19 protein-coding genes are annotated in these 20,182 nt (G+C 62.6%); 14 read left to right on the forward strand and 5 right to left on the reverse strand.

Annotated elements, in window-relative coordinates; all coding sequences use genetic code 11:
• Window positions 1-144 precede the first annotated feature (144 nt).
• The 9 genes from EJ075_RS08435 (at window position 145) to phnN (ending at window position 10,008) form a co-directional block, all read left to right on the forward strand.
• On the forward strand, window positions 145-990 hold the full coding sequence (locus tag EJ075_RS08435) for a MurR/RpiR family transcriptional regulator (RefSeq protein ID WP_164547059.1): 846 nt from the start codon (window positions 145-147) through the stop codon (window positions 988-990).
• Window positions 991-1,131: 141 nt separating this feature from the next.
• Complete coding sequence (gene iolC, locus EJ075_RS08440) at window positions 1,132-3,066, forward strand: 5-dehydro-2-deoxygluconokinase (protein WP_126104021.1); 1,935 nt, start codon at window positions 1,132-1,134, stop codon at window positions 3,064-3,066.
• A gap of 35 nt (window positions 3,067-3,101) precedes the next feature.
• Window positions 3,102-4,943, forward strand: coding sequence for a 3D-(3,5/4)-trihydroxycyclohexane-1,2-dione acylhydrolase (decyclizing) (gene iolD, locus EJ075_RS08445; protein ID WP_126104022.1), 1,842 nt, complete (start codon window positions 3,102-3,104; stop codon window positions 4,941-4,943).
• A gap of 44 nt (window positions 4,944-4,987) precedes the next feature.
• Window positions 4,988-5,905, forward strand: a complete 918-nt coding sequence (gene iolE, locus EJ075_RS08450) for a myo-inosose-2 dehydratase (RefSeq protein ID WP_126104023.1) — start codon at window positions 4,988-4,990, stop codon at window positions 5,903-5,905.
• A gap of 47 nt (window positions 5,906-5,952) precedes the next feature.
• Entirely contained in the window at window positions 5,953-6,165 is a 213-nt protein-coding gene (locus EJ075_RS08455; RefSeq protein ID WP_126104024.1) for a DUF3329 domain-containing protein, read from the forward strand.
• A 322-nt stretch (window positions 6,166-6,487) separates the two neighbouring features.
• Entirely contained in the window at window positions 6,488-7,300 is an 813-nt protein-coding gene (iolB, locus tag EJ075_RS08460) for a 5-deoxy-glucuronate isomerase (RefSeq protein WP_126104025.1), read from the forward strand.
• 154 nt (window positions 7,301-7,454) lie between these two features.
• On the forward strand, window positions 7,455-8,162 hold the full coding sequence (locus tag EJ075_RS08465) for a DUF1045 domain-containing protein (RefSeq protein ID WP_126104026.1): 708 nt from the start codon (window positions 7,455-7,457) through the stop codon (window positions 8,160-8,162).
• A gap of 80 nt (window positions 8,163-8,242) precedes the next feature.
• Window positions 8,243-9,382, forward strand: coding sequence for an alpha-D-ribose 1-methylphosphonate 5-triphosphate diphosphatase (locus tag EJ075_RS08470; protein WP_126104027.1), 1,140 nt, complete (start codon window positions 8,243-8,245; stop codon window positions 9,380-9,382).
• Window positions 9,379-10,008 (forward strand): phosphonate metabolism protein/1,5-bisphosphokinase (PRPP-forming) PhnN, encoded by a 630-nt coding sequence (gene phnN / locus EJ075_RS08475; RefSeq protein WP_164547060.1) that lies wholly within the window; start codon window positions 9,379-9,381, stop codon window positions 10,006-10,008. The genes EJ075_RS08470 and phnN overlap by 4 nt, the downstream gene beginning before the upstream one ends.
• Window positions 10,009-10,175: 167 nt before the next feature.
• On the opposite strand, the gene EJ075_RS08480 is transcribed toward phnN, so the two are convergent.
• From EJ075_RS08480 to EJ075_RS08490, 3 genes are all read right to left on the reverse strand, one after another.
• Window positions 10,176-11,171 carry an ABC transporter permease gene (locus EJ075_RS08480; protein WP_126104028.1) on the reverse strand — a complete coding sequence of 332 codons (996 nt, stop codon included), beginning with the start codon at window positions 11,169-11,171 and terminating at the stop codon, window positions 10,176-10,178.
• A gap of 45 nt (window positions 11,172-11,216) precedes the next feature.
• On the reverse strand, window positions 11,217-12,761 hold the full coding sequence (locus EJ075_RS08485; protein WP_126107279.1) for a sugar ABC transporter ATP-binding protein: 1,545 nt from the start codon (window positions 12,759-12,761) through the stop codon (window positions 11,217-11,219).
• A 202-nt stretch (window positions 12,762-12,963) separates the two neighbouring features.
• Window positions 12,964-13,926, reverse strand: a complete 963-nt coding sequence (locus tag EJ075_RS08490; RefSeq protein WP_126104029.1) for a sugar-binding protein — start codon at window positions 13,924-13,926, stop codon at window positions 12,964-12,966.
• Between the two features lie 575 nt (window positions 13,927-14,501).
• Here EJ075_RS08490 and EJ075_RS08495 point away from each other — a divergent pair.
• Entirely contained in the window at window positions 14,502-15,641 is a 1,140-nt protein-coding gene (locus tag EJ075_RS08495; protein WP_164547061.1) for a LacI family DNA-binding transcriptional regulator, read from the forward strand.
• 38 nt (window positions 15,642-15,679) lie between these two features.
• Here the strand turns inward: EJ075_RS08495 and EJ075_RS08500 are convergent, their stop codons facing one another.
• Window positions 15,680-16,003 (reverse strand): helix-turn-helix domain-containing protein, encoded by a 324-nt coding sequence (locus EJ075_RS08500; protein ID WP_126104030.1) that lies wholly within the window; start codon window positions 16,001-16,003, stop codon window positions 15,680-15,682.
• Between the two features lie 139 nt (window positions 16,004-16,142).
• Between EJ075_RS08500 and EJ075_RS08505 the strand changes: the two genes are divergently transcribed.
• Together EJ075_RS08505 and EJ075_RS08510 are read left to right on the forward strand one after the other, a co-directional pair.
• Entirely contained in the window at window positions 16,143-17,024 is an 882-nt protein-coding gene (locus EJ075_RS08505) for an NAD(P)-binding domain-containing protein (RefSeq protein WP_126104031.1), read from the forward strand.
• A 196-nt stretch (window positions 17,025-17,220) separates the two neighbouring features.
• Complete coding sequence (locus EJ075_RS08510) at window positions 17,221-17,595, forward strand: hypothetical protein (protein WP_095484517.1); 375 nt, start codon at window positions 17,221-17,223, stop codon at window positions 17,593-17,595.
• Window positions 17,596-17,674: 79 nt separating this feature from the next.
• Here EJ075_RS08510 and EJ075_RS08515 read toward each other — a convergent pair whose 3' ends face one another.
• Complete coding sequence (locus tag EJ075_RS08515; RefSeq protein WP_126104032.1) at window positions 17,675-18,751, reverse strand: D-alanine--D-alanine ligase family protein; 1,077 nt, start codon at window positions 18,749-18,751, stop codon at window positions 17,675-17,677.
• Window positions 18,752-19,059: 308 nt separating this feature from the next.
• Between EJ075_RS08515 and EJ075_RS08520 the strand changes: the two genes are divergently transcribed.
• Window positions 19,060-19,389, forward strand: a complete 330-nt coding sequence (locus EJ075_RS08520) for a metalloregulator ArsR/SmtB family transcription factor (protein ID WP_126104033.1) — start codon at window positions 19,060-19,062, stop codon at window positions 19,387-19,389.
• A complete protein-coding gene (locus tag EJ075_RS08525) occupies window positions 19,373-19,849 on the forward strand; it encodes an SRPBCC family protein (protein ID WP_126104034.1) in 477 nt (158 codons plus the stop codon). The genes EJ075_RS08520 and EJ075_RS08525 overlap by 17 nt, the downstream gene beginning before the upstream one ends.
• The last annotated feature ends 333 nt before the right edge of the window (window positions 19,850-20,182 follow it).

Consider the following 20,182-nt stretch of genomic DNA (forward strand, 5'->3'; position numbering starts at 1 on the left):
CTCCGCTGTCAGGAAGATTTGCGTGGATGAATTAGTCCATTTTATCCAGAAATGGAACGCATGCCTCATTTTTTATGGCCTTCTTGCACAGGCTCGCTATGATGGGGCACACAGCATCGACTGATGGGCCTAGGCGGAGCGACGATGGACGAACGGGTGCCCCGCGATTTCGAGACGCTGCGTACGACGATCCTGGAACGGCGCCATAGCCTGCCCAAGCGTATCGCGCAGATCGCCGCCTATGCGCTCGACAATCCCGACGATATTGCCTTCGGCACCGCCGCCAGCATCGCCGCCTCCGCCGGCGTTCAGCCTTCGACCCTGATCCGCTTTGCCCAGCAGCTCGGCTTCGACGGCTTCACCAGCCTGCAGCTGGTGTTTCGCGAGCGCCTGCGTGAGCGCAATTCGTCCTATGATGAAAGGCTGGCGGCATTGCGCGCCAAGGCCGAGGAAGGCGCCGGTCACCGGGCGATCTTCGACGGCTTCGTCGCCGCGGCCAGCACCTCGCTCAACGATATTTCAGGCAGGTTGAACGAAGAGCATTTCGAAGATGCTATCGCCTTGCTGGCGAAGGCGGAGACCATCTATGTGCTGGCCAAGCGCCGCTCCTATCCGGTCGCCTCCTACATCGCCTATGCGCTGGGCAAGCTCAAGATCCGCAACCAGCTGATCGAATCGGCCGCCGGACTCAACGCCGAGATGATCGGCTTTGCCTCGCCCAGGGATGCCGTCATCGCCATCAGTTTCTCACCCTATGCCCCGGCGGCCATCGAGGAGGCGCGCGTCATCTCCGAGCAAGGCGTGCCGATCGTGGCGATCACCGACAGCTCGTTCTCGCCGCTCGCCCAGTTCGCCAAGGTCTGGTTCGAGGTCGCCGAAGCCGATTTCGCCGGCTTCCGCTCGCTGTCGGCGACCATGGCGCTGGCCATGGCGCTGACCGTCGCGGTTGGCGAGAAGCGGCGCGATACCGGCCGCAAGCGCAAGGCCTAGGCGGCCATCGCGTCAGCACTTTTCAGCAAAGGAACGCGCGTTCCATATTGACTATGGATTGGAATTATTATTTCATATTGCCGGCGCCACGCTGCCGCTCGCGCGTGTACCCCAAGACAACAAGGCCGATGGGAGGTTCGAATGGGCGAAGCCGTGGACGCGAAACATGCGCCGCTCGATGTTATCACCATCGGTCGCGCCTCCGTCGACCTCTACGGCCAGCAGATCGGCTCCCGCCTGGAGGACATCACCTCCTTTGCCAAGTCGGTCGGCGGCTGTCCGGCCAACATTTCGGTCGGCACGGCGAGGCTCGGCTTGCGCTCGGCGCTGCTCACCCGCGTCGGCAACGAGCAGATGGGCCGCTTCATCCGCGAGCAGCTGACACGCGAGGGCGTCTCCGTCGACGGCCTCAAGACCGACCCCGACCGGCTGACCGCGCTGGTGCTGTTGTCGGTCGAGGAGGAAGGCGTCTCGCCGATGATTTTCTATCGCAGCGACTGCGCCGACATGGCACTTTCGGAAGACGATATCGACGAAGCGTTCATCGCTTCGGCGCGTGCCATCGTCGTCACCGGCACGCATTTTTCGCGGCCCAACAGCGATGCCGCGCAGCGCAAGGCGATCCGCACTATCAAGGCCAAGGGCGGCAAGGTGGTGTTCGACATCGACTATCGGCCCAATCTCTGGGGCCTTGCCGGCCATGCCGAAGGGTTCGAACGCTACGTGAAATCCGACCGGGTCTCCGCCCAGCTGAAGACGGTGCTGCCCGATTGCGACCTGATCGTCGGCACCGAAGAAGAGATCATGATCGCCTCCGGCGCCGACGATTGCCTGAGCGCGTTGAAGACGATCCGCTCGCTGTCCAAGGCGACCATCGTCTTGAAGCGCGGCGCCATGGGCTGCATCGTCTATGACGGGCCGATCAGCGACGATCTCGAAGACGGCATTGTCGGCAAGGGCTTTCCGATCGAGGTCTACAATGTGCTCGGTGCCGGCGATGCCTTCATGTCGGGCTTCCTGCGCGGCTGGCTCGGCGAGGAAAGCCTTGAGACGGCGGCCACCTGGGCCAATGCCTGCGGCGCCTTCGCGGTGTCGCGGCTGCTCTGCGCTCCGGAATACCCGACCTTCGAGGAATTGCAGTTCTTCCTGAAGAACGGCAGCAGGCACTTGGCGCTGCGCAAGGACGAGGCGATCAACCATGTCCATTGGGCGACGACGCGCAGGCGCGACATTCCCTCGCTGATGGCGCTGGCCTGCGACCACCGTATCCAGCTTGACGATGTCGCCGCGAAAGCCGGTGCCGACCCATCGCGCATCCATGATTTCAAGGTGCTGACGGTCAAGGCGGCGGCAAGGGTTGCCGCCGGCCGTGCCGGCTACGGCATGCTGCTCGACGAGAAATACGGCCGCGAGGCGATGTTCGAATTCGCCCGCCATTCCTTCGCCTGGCTCGGCCGGCCGGTCGAGCTGCCGGGATCGCGGCCGCTTCGTTTCGAATTCTCGCAGGACATCGGCTCGCAATTGATCGAGTGGCCGGTCGACCATTGCATCAAGTGCCTATGCTTCTATCACCCCGACGACCCGGAGACGCTGAAAACCGAGCAGCAGCAGAAGCTCAAAAGCCTGTTCGAGGCCGCGCGGAAAGTGGGCAGGGAACTTCTCATCGAGATCATTGCCGGCAAGCACGGCAAGCTCGACGACACGACGATCCCGCGCGCGCTCGAGGAACTCTACGCCCTTGGCATCAAGCCTGACTGGTGGAAGCTCGAACCGCAGGCTTCAGCCGGGGCTTGGGCAAAGATCGAGGCGGTGATCCTGAAGAACGACCCATGGTGCCGCGGGATTGTGCTGCTCGGCCTGGAAGCGCCACAGGACGAATTGGAAGCGGCCTTCGCTGCCACCGCCAAGGCGCCCATCGTCAAGGGCTTCGCCGTCGGTCGCACCATCTTCATCAACGCTGCCGAACAATGGCTTGCCGGCAAGATGTCGGATGAGGAGGCGGTGGCCGACATGGCGTCGCGCTTCGAGAGACTGACCGAGGCATGGCTTGCCGCGCGCGGCCGCAAAGCAGCATAAGAAGGCGCGGCATAAGGACTGCGGAGGAAAACAAGATGACCAAGACAATCCGCCTGACGATGGCGCAGGCGCTGACCCGCTTTCTTGCTCGCCAGATGACCGAGATCGACGGCAAGAAAATGCCGATCTTCGGCGGTGTCTGGGCGATCTTCGGCCATGGCAATGTCGCCGGCGTCGGCGAGGCGCTCTATCAGATGCGCGACGAATTGCCGACCTTCCGCGCCCATAACGAGCAGGCGATGGCGCATGCGGCGATCGCCTATGCCAAGGCCAATTTTCGCCGCCGCTTCATGGCGGCGACCAGCTCGATCGGCCCCGGCGCGCTCAACATGGTGACGGCGGCGGCACTCGCGCATGTAAACAGGTTGCCCGTCCTGTTTCTCCCCGGCGACGTCTTCGCCCATCGCATCCCCGACCCCGTCCTGCAGCAGGCAGAGGATTTCTCCGACGGCACCGCGACGGTCAATGACTGCTTTCGGCCGGTGTCACGCTATTTCGACCGCATCACCCGGCCCGAGCAGATCATCCCGGCGCTGAACCGTGCCATGCAGGTGCTCACCGATCCGGCTGAATGCGGACCGGTGACGCTGGCGCTCTGCCAGGACGTGCAGGCCGAGGCTTATGATTACCCCGAGAGCTTCTTTGCCGAACGGGTCTGGCATCAGCGACGGCCGCGTCCGGACCGCCAGGAGCTGGCGGCCGCGGTGGCAGCGCTGAAGGGGGCGACTAAGCCATTGGTGATTGCCGGCGGTGGCGTGCTCTATTCGCAGGCGTCGGGTGAATTGGCGAAGCTGGTGCAAGGCGCCGGTATCCCTGTCTGTGAGACGCAGGGCGGCAAATCCTCGCTGCCGGACGATCATCCGCTCAACATGGCGGCGGTCGGCGTCACCGGCACTTCGGCTGCCAACCGGCTGGCGGAAGAAGCCGACGTCGTGCTTGCCGTCGGCACCAGGCTGCAGGATTTCACCACCGGTTCGTGGGCGCTGTTCAAGAATTCCGGCAAAACCATCATCGGCCTCAACGTCCAGCCTTTCGATGCGGGAAAGCACCAGGCGCTGCCGCTCGTCACCGATGCCGCGGAAGGGCTCGCCGAGCTCGGTGCGGCGCTGAAGGGCTGGAAGGCGCCTCCTGCCTGGACCGACAATGCGGCCAGGGGCAAGAAGGATTGGCAGGCCGATGCCGACAAGGTGACGGCGTCGACCAATGCCGCCTATCCCTCCGACGCGCAGGTGATCGGTGCCGTGCAGCGCGCCATGGGCGCCGGTGTGACGCTGCTTCATGCCGCCGGCGGCCTGCCCGGCGAATTGCACAAGCTCTGGCAGGCGGGGGCGCCCGGCTCCTACCATGCCGAATACGGCTTCTCGACCATGGGTTACGAGATCGCAGGCGGGCTTGGCGTCAAAATGGCCAAGCCCGACGAGGAGGTCGTCGTGATGATTGGCGATGGCTCCTATCTGATGCTCAATTCCGAGATCGCAACGTCTGTCATGCTCGGCCTCAAGCTGACCATCGTGCTGCTCGACAACCGAGGCTATGGCTGCATCAACCGGCTGCAGATGGCGACCGGCGGCGCCAACTTCAACAATCTCTTGAAGGACGCACGCCACGAGGTTCTGCCTGATATCGACTTCGCCGCGCATGCCGCGAGCCTTGGTGCGATCGCCGAGAAAGTCTCGTCGATCGCCGGGCTGGAAACGGCGCTGGCGCAAGCGAAGAAGAATACCAGGACCACTGTGGTTGTCATCGACACCGACCCGCTGGTCTCGACCGAAGCCGGTGGAAGCTGGTGGGATGTCGCCGTGCCGGAAGTCTCGGTGCGCCCGCAAGTGAACGCGGCGCGCAAGAAATACGAGGAAGCGCTGAGCGGGCGGCCTTAAGCCGTCCGTGAAGCTGATCCTAAGGCCTGAACTGGAGTAACGACTTGAGAGCCAAACTGGGCATGTCCCCCATTGCATGGTGGAACGACGATCTTGCGGAACTCAGCGATGATGTGTCGCTGGAGGAATGCCTGGCGCAGTCGCGCTCGGCAGGCTTCACCGGCATGGAAATGGGCCGCCGTTTTCCCAGCGATCCGGAGATCATGCTGCCGATCCTGAAAGAGGCCGACGTCACGCTTTGCGGCGGCTGGTTCTCCGGCACGCTGGTCGACGAAGACATGGCCAGGAATAAGGATCGCATCCAGCCGATGATCGATCTGTTCAAGGCAGTGAACGCGCCCTGCATCGTCTATGGCGAGGTCGGCCGCTCCATCCAGGGTGATCGCTCGAAGCCGCTCGCCACCAAGCCCAAGCTTTCGGACGACGAGATGAAAGCCTATGCGAGGCGCCTCACCGAGTTCGGCGAATGGTGCGCCGAGCAAGGCATGCCACTCTCCTACCACCATCATATGGCGGCGGTCGTCGAGACCGAGCCCGAACTCGATGCCTTCATGCGGTACTCGGGCGAAGGCATTCCCTTGCTGCTCGATGCGGGCCACCTGGCTTTTGCCGGCGGTGACGTGCTGCGCGCCATCGACAATCATCACCGGCGCATCAACCACGTGCATGTGAAGGACGTGCGCATGGGGGTGATCGAGAAACTCGACCGCCAGAAGCAATCCTTCCTCGATGCCGTGGCGCTCGGCGCCTTCACGGTCCCGGGAGATGGCTCGCTGGATTTTGGCGCCATTGTGGAAAGGCTGGCGAACTACGGCTATGAAGGCTGGTTCGTGGTCGAGGCCGAGCAGGACCCCAGAAAAAATCCGCCGCTCAAGATGGCGCAAGTCGGCTACAAGGAATTGATGCGGGTGATGACGGCCGCAGGCTACACGGTTGAAACACAGGGCTTCCCCAATGCTTGAATGCACTATTCCCGGCAAATGGCTGATCCGATGCGGGGGTTGATCCGATGAAGGACTCTGAGCATCCGTTCTTCCGGCCCCTGTGGCGGCGCGTTGCCATCGTCGCGGTCTGCCTGGTGTGGGCCGTGGTCGAGTTTGCCACCGGCGCACCATTCTGGGGCACGATCGCGCTCGGCTTCACCGGCTATGCCGTGTGGCAGTTCTTCTATCTCTACAAGCCGGCCGACGAGGCGAAGCCTCCGGTCGAGCCGAAGGAATAAAGCAGTCCATGGCGCTCAAGGCTTACGGGTCGGGCACTGCGCCCATGACGGATCGCCTGCGTTGAAGATTTAGCTGAAACGCCTCTCGCTTCGTCATCCTGGGGCGGAGCAAGGAGCGAAGCGACGCGGCGCAGACCCCAGGATCCATGCCGTGACATCAAAACGGCCGCTACGGTGCAGAATTCCGTTCCGCTGCGCTCTTGGACTGAGGTTACGGCATGGATCCTAGGGTCTTCGCGACGGAGCTTCGCTCCTGCTACGCCCTAGGATGACGAAGTTGGGGCTTCGGCCAATCTCGAAGATTTGCGATAGGAGAGACACAATGTCGAAACTGCTCGTCAAAGCCGATAAGGGCCACGGCCGCGTCGCCCATGTGACGCCGCAAAGCGCCGGCTGGACCTATGTCGGTTTCGATCTGCATCGGCTGCGGCCCGGTGAGGCAGCCTCCGGGCAGACCGCGAACTGCGAAGTCTGCCTGGTGTTCGTCACCGGCAAGGGCAAGGCTAGGGCCGGCGACAAGGATCTCGGCCTGCTCGGCGAACGCATGTCGCCCTTCGAAGGCAAGCCGTGGTCGGTCTATGTGCCGCAGGGCTCTGACTGGTCGGTAACTGCCGACACCGATCTCGAACTCGCCGTCTGCTCGGCGCCGGGGCTTGGCGGCGGCCTGCCCGTCCGCGTCATTGCGCCGAAGGATCTCGGCCAGGAGGTTCGCGGCAAGGGCACCAACACGCGCTATGTCACCAACATCCTGCCGGAAGGCAAGCCGGCCGATTCCTTGCTGGTGGTCGAGGTCATCACGCCCGGCGGCCACACCTCGAGCTACCCGCCGCACAAGCATGACCAGGACAATCTGCCTGATGAGTCCTATCTCGAGGAGACCTACTATCACCGGCTCAACCCGCCACAGGGCTTCGCCTTCCAGCGCGTCTACACGGATGCCGACAGGAATGGCGCTCGTTCGCTCGATGAGGCGATGGCGATCGAGGACGGCGATGTCGTGCTGGTGCCAAAGGGCTATCACCCTTGCGCCGCCTGCCATGGCTACGACCTCTATTATCTCAATGTCATGGCCGGGCCGAAGCGGACGTGGAAGTTCCACAACGCGCCCGAGCACGAATGGCTGATGAAGAGCTGATCGCGCGGCTCTTCCGGGCCGGCAAACTGGCCCAAAGCGAAAAAATCGTCGGCTAATGACCCGCCTGAACAACTTTGTTATCAGGAGCGATCATCAGCTTCGTCATTTCGTCATGCAAATCGCCTATGGCAGCGGGTGTTGACGAGGAACTTCGATGCGCTACGCGATCTATTTCACCCCCCGGCAGGACGAACCGCTGGCGCGGATCGCCGCCAATTGGCTCGGCCGCGACCCATTCGGCGCCGCCACAAGGCCGGTCGAGGCCGTGGGCGAGCTGTCGGCGGCGGAAGTCGCCTTCCACACCGCTTCGGCGCGCCGCTACGGCTTCCATGCGACGCTGAAGGCGCCCTTCCGGCTAGCCCCGAACGAGACGGAAGCCTCGCTTCGCGCGGCGCTCGACGATTTTGCCGAGGCGACGCCGGTGGTGACCATCCCACGGCTGGTCGTCAGCCAGATCGACGGCTTCTTCGCACTGGTGCCGGAAGGACCACTGCCGGCGCTCAACCGCTTCGCCGATGACGTGGTGCGCGACTTCGACCGTTTTCGCGCGCCGCTGAGCGAGGCGGAAATCGAGCGGCGCAGCCCGGATTCGCTGAAGCCGGCTGAATTCCGCAATCTCTGCCAATGGGGCTACCCCTATGTCTTCGAGACCTTTCGTTTCCATATGACGCTGTCCGGCCGGGCCTCGCCACAGGAAAGCCCTCGTCTTCGCTTAGCAATCGACAGCCTGTTTGCGCACGTCCTGCAAAAGCCGGTGCCGGTGGACGCGCTGACCCTGTTTGTCGAAACCGAACCTGGCGCCCCGTTCATGGTGCTTTCCCATCACGCGCTCGGGCGCCGCCCGGCTAGAAAAACTGCCTGAGATGACTGTTTGTTTTAACCGCATTTGTGCGATGCCAATCGATTCCAATTGGCTGCAAAATGCTCCAAGGACTGCCTGAAATGACCGCCGAGACCGTTCTCAACAATGCCCGCATCGTGCTTGCCGACGAGATCGTCGAAGGATCGATCGTGCTGCGCGACGGCTTGATCACCGGGATCGATGCCGGTGCCGGCCGGACCGGCGAGGACATGGGCGGCGATTTCATCATCCCCGGACTGGTCGAGCTTCACACCGACCACCTCGAAGGCCATTACGCGCCGCGGCCGAAGGTGCGCTGGAACCCGATCGCCGCGGTGCTCGCTCACGACGCGCAGGTGGCGACCGCCGGCATCACCACCGTGCTCGATGCCTTGCGCGTCGGCATGGACGACGATGCCGACATGAATTCGGCCGACATGCGCAAGCTGGCCGATGCGATCGAGGACAGCGTCCAGCAGGACCGGCTGCGGGCCGATCATTTCATCCATCTGCGCTGCGAGGTTTCGGCGCCGGATTGCCTCGCAGCCTTCGCCCATTTCGACGGCGATGACAGGATCAAGCTGGCGTCGCTGATGGACCATGCGCCGGGACAGCGCCAGTTCGTCGACTTGGAAACCTATGCCTATTACTACCAGCGCAAGCTGAAGCTGACGGATCGCGAATTCCAGCAATTTTGCGAGAAGCGGATGGCGGAATCGGCGACGAATTCCGGCCCGAACCGCGCCTTCATCGCCGCCGCCTGCCATCAGCGCGGCATCGTGCTCGCCAGCCATGACGACGCCACGACAGGCCATGTCGACGAAGCGATCGAGCAGGGTGTCCGCGTCGCCGAGTTCCCAACTACAGAAGAAGCCGCCAGGGCCTCGAAAGAAGCAGGGCTTGGCGTGCTGATGGGCGCGCCGAATGTCATGCGCGGCGCCTCGCATTCTGGAAACGTTTCAGCCCGCACACTCGCCGGCGACGGGCTGCTCGACATACTGTCGTCCGACTACATTCCCTTCAGCCTGATCCAGTCGGCCTTTTTTCTCGGCGACGTGGTCGACGGCATTTCCCTGCCTCAGGCGGTGGCGATGGTCTCGAAGAACCCGGCCGAGGCAGTCGGCCTAACCGACCGTGGCGTCATCGAGCAGGGCCGGCGCGCCGATCTGGTGCGTGTACGTCTCGACGACCATGTCCCGGTCGTCCGCACGGTCTGGCGGCAGGGACGCCGGGTCGCATGATGGCGTCGGCGTTGATCGAGCGTGAGTTGTCGGCCGCGGCGTTTCCGATCCGCGACGGTGTCTTTGTCGCCGTTGTCGGGCCGAGCGGCGCCGGCAAGGACACGGTGATCGGCTATGCCCGCACCCGCTTCGCTGACGAGACAAGGCTGGAGTTCGTGCGCCGGGTCATCACCCGGCCGAGCGACACGACAAGCGAGGATCACGACACGTTGGCCGATGCGGCCTTTGTCGAGGCCGAGGCGGATGGCGCCTTCGCCATCTCCTGGGAGGCGCATGGTTTGCGCTACGGCATTCCGGCTGAAGTCGACTGGTCGGTCGCCAATGGACGCGTCGCCATTGCCAATGTCTCCCGCGCCATTATCCCGGTTCTACGCGAGCGTTACGCAAATCTCGCCATCGTCGAGATCACCGCTTCACCGGAAATCCTGGCCGAGCGATTGGCCATGCGCGGCCGCGAGTCGCGCGGCGAGGTGCTGGCGCGCCTGGCGCGCAGCGCCAATGTGGCGCTGTCCGGGCCAGGCGTCACCTCGATCGACAATAGCGGCCCACGCGAGGCAGCCGGCGAGCGCTTCGCCGATGTGCTGCGCAAGGCGATGGCCTTCTCCGACATGTCGGGCCTGATCTAGGCTGCCCCTTACCTTCTCCCCTTGTGGGAGAAGGTGGCCGCGAAGCGGTCGGATGAGGGGTGCTCCAGCTTGGCATCGCCAGCGATCCGTCCAACACCCCTCTTCCGTCTCGGCGCTACGCGCCGATCCACCTTCTCCCACAAGGGGAGAAGGACGAGGCGGTGCAACTATTCCGCGGCGGCACCTGTCGCGCCCTTGCGGGCTGCCCCCAGCATCAGTCGCCGCTCCCGGAACACGCCCCATTGCTGGTCGACCAGCACGCCGATGAGGATCACTCCGCCCATCACCGCGAAGTTGAGCGAGGAGGGGATGCCGAGCAGGTTGACGAGGTTTTGCAGCTCCTGCAGCAAGACCGTGCCGAGGATGACGCCGATCAGCGAGCCCTCGCCGCCGCGCAGCGAGAAGCCGCCGAGCACGGCTGCGGCAATGGCGTAGAGTTCGTAGAACTGACCGTGGCTCGCCGGCGAGATCGAGCGCGTGTACATGGCGAAGTAGATCGCCGACAGCGCCGTCAGCACACCGCAGATGACATAGGCGGCGATGACGACGCGACCGGTGCGGATGCCGGAATATTTCGCCGCCTCCTCGTTTTTGCCGATGGCATAGAGGTAGCGCCCGAACACCGAGCGGTGCAGCACCACCCACGTCACGATTGCGATGACGATCAGCGCGATGAAGCTGTTTGGCACGCCATAGGATCGCCCCGCTGTCAGGAACTCGAGCTCCGGAAAGTTCTGTCCGAAGGCGAACCCGGCGGTGCCGTCGGCTGTGTAGAACCGCGCCACGCCGCGGTAGATCAGCAGGCCGCAGAGCGTCACCACGAAGGGCTGCAATTTGAGCCGCGTGATCAGCCAGCCATGTGCCAGCCCGATGAGGCCGCCGAGCACGAGGATCAGCGGCAGCGCCACCGGCCATGCCATGCCGCGCGTCGCGATGAAATCGACGAACAGGACGCCGAGCAGCGCGACCACCGAGCCGACCGACAATTCGATGCCGCCGGTGATGATGACGAAGGCCTGGCCGATCGCCAGGATGCCGAACAGCCCGATCAGGTTCGACGTGTTGGCGAGGTTGATCGGCAGCAGGAAACGCGGATTGATGATCGCCACCACCGCTCCCACCACAAGGATCAGGATCAGCAGGCCGAGATCTTTCTTGCTCATCGTCTTCTCCCAATGCCTGCCTAGAACCCGCGCCAAAACAAAAAGCTATTTCGGCTGTTTGCCAACCGCCAGCAGCAGCACGTTTTCCTGGCTGAATTGCTCCTTGTCGAGAATGCCTGAGATCTGGCCCTCATGCATGACGGCGATGCGGTCGGAGACGCCGATCACCTCCTCCATGTCGCTCGAGATCATCAGCACGGCGACGCCGGCATCGGCCAGCGCCCGCATCAGCCCGTAGATTTCGGCCTTGGCGCCGATATCGATGCCGCGTGTCGGCTCATCGAGGATCATCACCTTGGGGTGCATGGCCAGCCATTTGGCAAGCACCACCTTTTGCTGGTTGCCGCCGGACAGCGTGCCGGTGCGCGTCGCCACCGAGGGCGCCTTGATGCCGAGATTGCGTTTCTGCTTCTCGGCGGTGACGGCTTCGGCGCCGGCAGAAACCAGGAACCGCCGGGCATGCGCCGGCAGATTGGGGAGCGAAATATTCTGGGCAATCGACAGGTCGAGCAGGACGCCGGTCAGCTTGCGGTCTTCCGGGACGAGGAAGATACCGCTGGCGACCGCGTCCGCAGCCGAACCAAGGACCAGATCTGTTCCATCAAGCTGGAGCGCACCGCCTAGGCTCTTCTCGATACCGAAAAGCACGCGCGCCAGCTCGGTGCGGCCGGAGCCGACAAGACCCGCCAGCCCGAGGATTTCGCCATGCCTGACGCCGAGATCGACCGGCCGATCGGGATAGGCGCTGGTGCGAACGGCCTTGGCCGACAGGGCGACGGTGCCGGGCGGGCGCGCCGATTCTGCGGCCTTCTCCCTCTCCTTCAGCATGCGTCCGATCATCAGCTTGACCATCTGGTCGTGATTGATGGCGTTCTTCGGCAGCGTGCCGGCAAGCATGCCGTCCCTCAGCACGACAACGCGATCGGCGACCCGCTCGACCTCGTGAAGGCGGTGCGAGATGAAGATGACGCTGATGCCCTCCGCCTTCAGCGCCCTGATGACATCGAGCAGCTTGTCGGTTTCGGCAAGGGGCAGGCTCGATGTCGGCTCGTCGAGGATGACCAGCCGCGCCTCGATCGACAGCGCCTTGGCGATTTCGACCATCTGCTGCTGGGCAAGCGACAGGGCCGATACCGGCGTGTCGGCGGAAAAATTGGCGCCCACGCGTTTGAGCAGCGGCGCCGACAGCGCGCGCAGCCTGGCGCGGTCGACCAGCTTGAGCGGCCCGGCGCGCAACGGCTCACGGCCGAAAAAGATGTTGGCGGCAACGTCGAGGTTTTCGAACAGGTTGAGTTCCTGGTGGACGAAGGCGATGCCGGAACCGATGCTGGCTTCGACCGTCAGCCCGTCATGGGCGACGCCGTCGACGATAATCGTGCCGGTGTCGGGGGTGGTCACGCCGCCGAGTATCTTCATCAGCGTCGACTTGCCGGCGCCGTTTTCGCCGACGAGGCCGATGACCTCGCCGGGCCTGACGTCCATCGAAAACCCGTCCAGCGCAACCACGCCGGGGTAGGTCTTGCGCACGTCCTCGAGACTGAGGAACGGGGCAATCGTGGATGCGCTGATGGATGCGTCGGAATAATTCATCATGCCTGACAGCAGCCGGTGGGCCACAGACTGACGGGCCTGGCGAGGCCCGTCAACAACAGCGTCGCGCTGCCCCTCACCCTTACCCTCTCCCCGTGAAGAACGGGGAGAGGGGGATCGCCAGCGCTGGAGCTTGTCGCTTCTCCCCGTTGTTCACCGGAGAAGGTGCCGGCAGGCGGATGAGGGGCAGCGCCAACGCCGATTATTTACCCGCCATTGTCTTCAGATTGGCGGCATAGGCGTCGACGTCGTCCTTGCCGATGATCTTGGTCGGCACGATGATCAGCCCGTCGGCGGGAACGCCCGATTTGTCGCCCTTGAGATAGGCGGCCATCAGCTTCATGCCCTGGTAGGCCCATTCGAAGGGCTGCTGCACAACGGTGGCGGCAACGGTGCCTTCCTTGACGCCGCCCAGCGTGATCGGATCGTCGTCGAAGCCGACGACCGTGATCTGGCCGAGCTTGCCGGCGTCGCGCAGCGCTTCATAGATGCGCGGCGTGTTGTAGGAGTAGAAGCCGACCATGCAGGTGACGTCGGGGCTGGCGACCAGCGCGTCCTCGACGTTCTTCTTGGCGCGGGCCTGGTCGATGTCGTCGCCACGAACGTCGATCAGCTCGATCTTGCTGCCGGCGAGCCCTTCCTTCATGCCTTCGATGCGCTCCTTGGCATTGTCGGCGCCGAGCAGGCCGACGAAACCGAGGCATTTGCCGCCGTCAGGCATCGCCTTCTTGGCGATCTCTGCCGCCTGCTTGCCGGCGTCGATATTGGACGAGCCGATATAGGCGACCCGCTTGGTCTGCGGCGCATCGCTGTCGGTGGTGAACAGCGCCGTCTCCGAGGCGATCTTGTTCAGCCCGTCGGTCGAGGTCTTGGGGTCGACTGCCGAAACCATGATGGCCTTGACGCCGGCCGTCACCAGATCGTCCATCAGCCGTTGCTGGATGGCGACCGACGACTGCTCCGGATATTTGAGCTGCAGATCGTAGTCGGGCAATTCGCCCTGCGCCTTCTTGACGCCGGCTTCGGCCGCCTTCCAGAAATCGGAAGCGCCGTTGACGACGAAGGCCAGCGTCGGTTTGTCCTGGGCGCGTGCAATTGCCGTGATGGACAGGCCGAGAGCCAAAGCCGCGGCGGCGACGGACGCATTTCGTATTACAGATTTCATGTTCAACCTCCCGTTTGATTCAGTCATTTTCGCTGATCTGAACTTTGTCGAATGCGGCTTGGACGCCCTCCTCCTCAAGGGGTGCTGGCAGCGAAAGAACGGCGCCATTCCAGCCGCGATTTTGGACTTTAGAGACTCATTGGCTGTTCGTATAGTCGGATTTGTCTGACATTTCTGTAATTGCGTGGCGTTGCTTTGCCGGTCCAAGAGCCGCGGATGCCGCGCCACACGCCTGCTTCCCGTCATGCCCGTTCGACCCCGGGCCGGCATGACAAATTGACTTTAAAACGCTTACGACTATTAGTAAATAGTATTAGTCTTCTGCTTGGAACCTGGTGTCGCTGACGAAATGGCTGCCTGCCGCATGGCGCGAGAAGTGAGGAATCCGCCCTTCAAGACCGCGTGTATCTCACATTGCTCTCTTCGCGCTGATAGCCATTCGGTTGCCAGGACTGGTAATAATGATTAATCGAGTGCTTGTTTTATAAACGCGAAGCACGGGGCCGTGCTGCCGTATTTAACGACGTCCAAGGCGACCTCTGATCAGCCAGGCCGGGAATTTGGAACACAATGCCATGAACGAACCGACGGATCTGCGTGATCCTGCGCCTGAGGTCTCCAAGCCCCGAAAGGCCCCTGCGAAAAACCCCAAGGGTCGCGTCACCATGACGGACATCGCCAGGGCCGCCGGCTGCTCGCAGGCGACGGTTTCGTTCGTGCTCAACAACACGCCGGGCATAAGGCTGTCGCAGCAGACCCGCGAACGGGTGATCGAGGCCGCGCGGGGTCTCGGCTATGCGCCACCAGCCTTCTCTGCTCTTCGCGGCCCTGTCGCCTCGTTCGAGGGGCTGGACGGGGTGATCGGCTTCGCGGTCGATCAACTGGCGACCAGCCCCGAAGCGGTCGTCGCCATCGAAGGGGCACGCCAGGCCTCGTGGAATGCCGGCAATGTCGTCTTGGTTGCGCAGACTTTGGGCGATTCCGTCATGGAGCCGCGCGCCATTGCGGCGCTGACCAAGCGGGGCATTTCGGCGCTGATCTACATGACCATCTTCACGCGCGAGATCGTCGCGCCCGACTATCTCTACGGCCTCGACATCCCGGTCATCCTGCTCAATTGCTACACCGCCGACTACGCCTTCCCCGCCGTGGTGCCGAGCGAGATCGCCGGCGGCCAGAGTTCCACCCGCCACTTGATCAGCCATGGCCACCGCCGCATCGCCACCATCACCGGCGAGCCCTGGATGCAGGCAGCGCAGGATCGGCTGAAGGGCTACCGCCGGGCGCTGGCGACGGCCGACATCCCGTTCGATGCGGAGCTGGTGGTCGAGGGTGACTGGTCGGCGAGCGCCGGTTACGCGGCGACCGTCAAGCTGCTGGCGCTCAAGGACCGCCCGACCGCCATCTTCTGCCAGAACGACCGCACCGCGATCGGCTGCTACGAAGCGCTCAAGGAAGCCGGCTTGCACATTCCCGGGGACATTTCGGTTATCGGTTATGACGACGAGGAAATCGCCCGCCATCTGTTCCCGCCTTTGACGACGTCGATCCTGCCGCATATGGCGATGGGGCAATGGGCGATCGAGCAATTGGAAGTTCCCGCACCGCCCGGCCGGGGCCGCTATCCCATCACCAAGCTTGAATGCCCGCTGGTCGAACGGGAATCGGTCGGTGCTGTGGCGCCCGCGCGCTCAAACGGTCCGACAACCAGCTGAGCATGGACCAAACCACTTCTGAAAATTGTGGAGTTCCGTTAAGCATCGATACCGGAAGGGAATTGCTCACCCCAACGGCATAATGCCTCAGCTCCAGCATTGAGCGCCGCTCCGCTTTCTGTCAACGAATAGACGACCTTGGTCGGCGATCCCGGATAGACTTCTCGGTTCACAAGCCCGTCGGCCTCCAGTTCACGCAATTGCTGCGTCAGCATCTTTTCACTGATCGCCGGAATCGACTGCCTCAACCGGCCGAACCTGCGAGACGCCGTTCCAAGCTCACAAAGAATATCCACTTTCCACTTCCCTTCGATCGCCTTGATCGCGGTTGCGAAGCCGCAATTGGCCGTCGGCTTACTCATGATGTTCTCCTTACCGTTGGGTAACCACTTACCTCCAGGTGCGTATTGTGCGCGCCATTCACTCCAGCATACCTCTGCCCGTGACGGCAAAACCATGGCGCCGGGCGCCTATTGGCATCTATTGGTATGGAGTGTTGCAATGAAGCTTTCAATCAGCGTTGTGGGGACGGGTCGTATGGGATCGGCGCTCGCCCGCGCCCTGCTTCAGTCGGGATATCGGACGACGGTCTGGAACAGGACAAAACAAAAGGCCGAACCGCTGGCCGCGCTCGGCGCCACTGTCGCGGGGTCCGTCCTCGAAGCTGTCAATGCGGCTGAGATTATCATCGTGAACGTAAGCGACTACCAGGCAAGCGCGGTTCTGCGCGACGATGCCGTTGCTTCAGCTATTCGCGGCAAGTTGATCGTGGAACTCACTTCGGGAACGCCGCATGGCGCACGCGAAGCCGCTGAATGGTTTGCCGAGCACGGAGCCAACTATCTCGATGGCGCGATCATGGCCACGCCGGATTTCATTGGCACAGATGCCGGGACGATACTGATCTCGGGGCCAAGGCAGGCTTTCGACGCGAACGAGGAGATGTTTCGTGCGTTGGGCGGCAATGTCCAGCATGTCGGGGAAGAACCGGGACGGGCAAACGCACTTGATAGCGCGCTGCTTGCTCTCATGTGGGGCGCGCTGTTCGGAGCGCTCCATGCGATCGCCGTGTCTCAGGCCGAAGAGATCGACCTCGGCGAGTTGGCACGGCAGTGGACCGCAACAGCGCCTGTTGTTGACGGGCTTATCGTCGACCTCATCAAGCGGACGAATGCTGGCCGTTTTGCCAGCGACGACGAGACGCTCTCGTCGATCTCCCCGCACTACGGCGCATTCCAGCATCTCTTGGAGCTGATGGAGGCGCGCAAGATCGACCGCTCGGTCGTCAACGCTTACGACGCGATCTTCCAACGGGCGATTGCAGCTGGCCACTTACATGATGATTTTGCCGCGTTATCGCAGTTTCTGGGAAAGTCCGGATAGGAGACCTCTCCGACCTGGATTGCGAGAAGGCCCTTTCTGACTGGCTGAGCGGATTTTCATTATGCAGCTTTCGGCCTTACTGAGGCGGATCATGCTTTACCGTCAGCCAGCGGGCCGTTTAACGGTGAGCTGCGTTCGGGCTTTGTTGTCCAAGCATGGGCCGAGTCAGGCCAGTGATCCGCATTAGGGGAATAGGATGCCTTTGACGCTTCTCATCGATTCGTATTGTGCTGCCTGGTCTGATGAGAACGCCCAGCAGCGGCGGGCGTTGCTGTCATCGGTCTGGAGCGATGGCGCAACATACACCGACCCTACAGTCCATGCGACTGGCGCGGAAGAACTGCTCGCGCACATCGCAGGAGTTCTGGCCAAGCATCCCGGTGCCCGCATCTTACGGACAAGTGACGTGGATGTTCATCATGGGATCGCACGCTTCGCGTGGAAGTTTGTGATGCCTGATGGATCGTCCTTCCCCGAGGGTTTGGACATAGCCTTCCTCGACTCCAGCCAGAAGCGAATAACGCGTATCGTCGGCTTTTTCGGGCCGTTGATAAGGTCTTCAGTGTCATAGGCCACGCACCAAATTATTCAGCCAGATCCGGTCGCAAGATCGTCGCTTCAGTTGGGGATATTCCGACAAGCTCTCGCCATCAAGCAGATCGACCAGCGCGTGCCAGCCCGTGCGCCACCAGCCGATCGATGATTTCGGAATAGCTGACGCCGCTTGCCGCCATCGCCTTGGAATACATGCTGATATCGGTGAAACCGGGAATGGTGTTGAGCTCGTTGATGAGGACGCGCATGTCAGGCGTCACGAAGAAATCAACGCGGGCCATGCCGTCGCAGCCGACCGCACGGAAGGCCTTTGCTGCCATCGCGCGGATCTTGCCCTCAATCTCCTGCGGCAGTTCAGCCGGGACTTTCAGCGCGGCGCCGTGCTCGTCGATATATTTGGCGTCGTAGCTGTAGAAACCGTGGCTCTGTGCTGGCATGATTTCGCCAGGACGGGAAACGAAGAGGCCGCCTTGCGTATCCTCCAGCACGCTGCACTCGATCTCGCGGCCTCGAATGAATTCTTCGGCCAGCAGCTTGCGGTCGTGACCAAAACCTTCTGTCAGCGCTGCCTCATAGTCTTTTTCAGCCGAAACCTTACTGACGCCGACAGAGGAGCCCTGCCGGGCCGGTTTGATGAAAAGCGGAAGACCAAGCACGCTCTCCAGTTCCGCAAAGGCCGGTGCGGCGCCGTGGTGGATTGTGACGGAACGCGCGGTGGGCAAGCCCGCCTCGTTCAGCAGCCGCTTGGCAATGTCCTTGTCGAGGGCGGCGGCCGAACCGAGTATGCCGCAGCCGGCGAGCGGCACACGCGCCACCTCCGCGAGCCCCTGCACCGAGCCGTCCTCGCCATGGAGGCCGTGCAGGGCGGGAAACAGGATGTCGATGGCAGGCAGTTCGTGAGGCGTGCCATTCGTCGGGATCGCCAACACCCGTCCTTGTCCGCCCGGCACCAGACAGACTTCTGTACCGGTCGAAGGTTTCGCCAGCGTGCCATCCTCGAAGCTGCTCAGCAGCCATTGTCCTTCGCGGGTGACGAAGACGGGAACGGCATCGTATTTCGCGGGTTCCAGCGCACGCATGACATTGGTTGCCGACAGCACCGAAACGTCATGCTCGGCGGAGCGTCCGCCAAAGAGCACGGCAATGCGCAGTCTTTTCGAGGTGTCGGCCATGAGCGTCTCCAAATGGTCTGGCAGGGATGCCGGCAGTAGGCACATTGGGTCTCGGCGCGCAGCCCGAACGGTTCCCGACGAAGGTCATGAAGTTATGTAGATGATCGACTCGTATGCTCGTACACGAGTCGAGAGGTGGCCATTCAAGTCCGTGTCTGAGGTGCTTGGGTTCGGTCTCCTCCCCAGTGCTCCTCTCATTGAAGGAAGCGCAGCATGAGACCTGAATGAGGAGAGAATACGCTGCCCTCTGCCCTGCTTCGCAAGCAACTGGGGTTGCCTTGATCATAAACCTGTGCTTATCATAAACCATGATTTATGATTATGCAGGTATGGTCGCGCTGGCCGACCCCACGCGCAGAAAGGTATTCGAGCTTGTGGCCGAAGAGCCGCGTTCGGTAGCGAACCTCGCTCGAACCCTGCCGGTGTCTCAGCCCGCGATCTCTCATCATCTGAAGGTGCTGAGGGAGGCGCGGCTGGTCCGCGCCGAGCCTCGCGGCGCCAGCAACATCTACCATGTCGACCCTCATGGTCTTGGCGAGATGCGAGCCTGGCTCGACCAGATGTGGGGGAACGCGCTCGACGCCTTCCGAAACGAGATCAACAAAGCCAAGGAGCGAAATAATGACGGCGATCATTAAACCAGCGCCTGTGCGCAAGTCGGTCACCGTGGACGTGCCGGTTGCCACGGCGTTTGAAGTGTTCACGAGCGGGTTCGGACGTTGGTGGCCGGCGTCCCACTCGATAGGCAAGTCCGCGCTCAGGAGCGCGACTATCGAGCCAAAGGCAGGAGGCCGCTGGTTTGAGACCGGCGAGGATGGGACGGAATGCGACTGGGGCGAAGTGCTGGCGTGGGAACCGCCAAACCGCATCGTCCTGGCATGGCGGATTCGCGCCGACTGGCAATATGATCCGTCGCTGCTGACCGAAGTCGAGATCAACTTCTCCGAGGCCGGCGAGAACGCGACTCGCGTCGAGCTCGAGCATCGTCGGCTTGAGAACATGGGCGCGGCCGGCGAAGCGGTGCGTGAGATCTTCGACTCCGATCGCGGCTGGAGCGGTATCCTGAAAAACTATGTCCAGTTGATAGAGAAGCGGTAGGCCGCCAACCGATCGGCCAACACACTTACCCTTGAGTGCGTGAAAGGTGCGCTTCAATTCGCAATCCAAGTACTATAGTTAAGGACCAGGAGGGCGGCTTGCCGCTTGCTGAGACAACGTCGGCGAAAGCATATTTTGCCCCAGTGTATGACGAGCCGTGCCGGTGAGATGAGACGAAACGGTCGAAGACAGGCTAGCATAAGGCCCGGCACTCTGCTCAGCATGGGTGCTGGTCTGCGGCTGCTCGCTTCATTGCTCTTCTTGATCTGGACCATTCCCGCGGCAACAGCCGAGCACGTCGCACAGGATCTTGCCAAGGGGCAAATGAGGCTC

This window comes from Mesorhizobium sp. M6A.T.Cr.TU.016.01.1.1 (genome assembly GCF_003952585.1).
Taxonomy (GTDB): Bacteria; Pseudomonadota; Alphaproteobacteria; order Rhizobiales; family Rhizobiaceae; genus Mesorhizobium; species Mesorhizobium mediterraneum.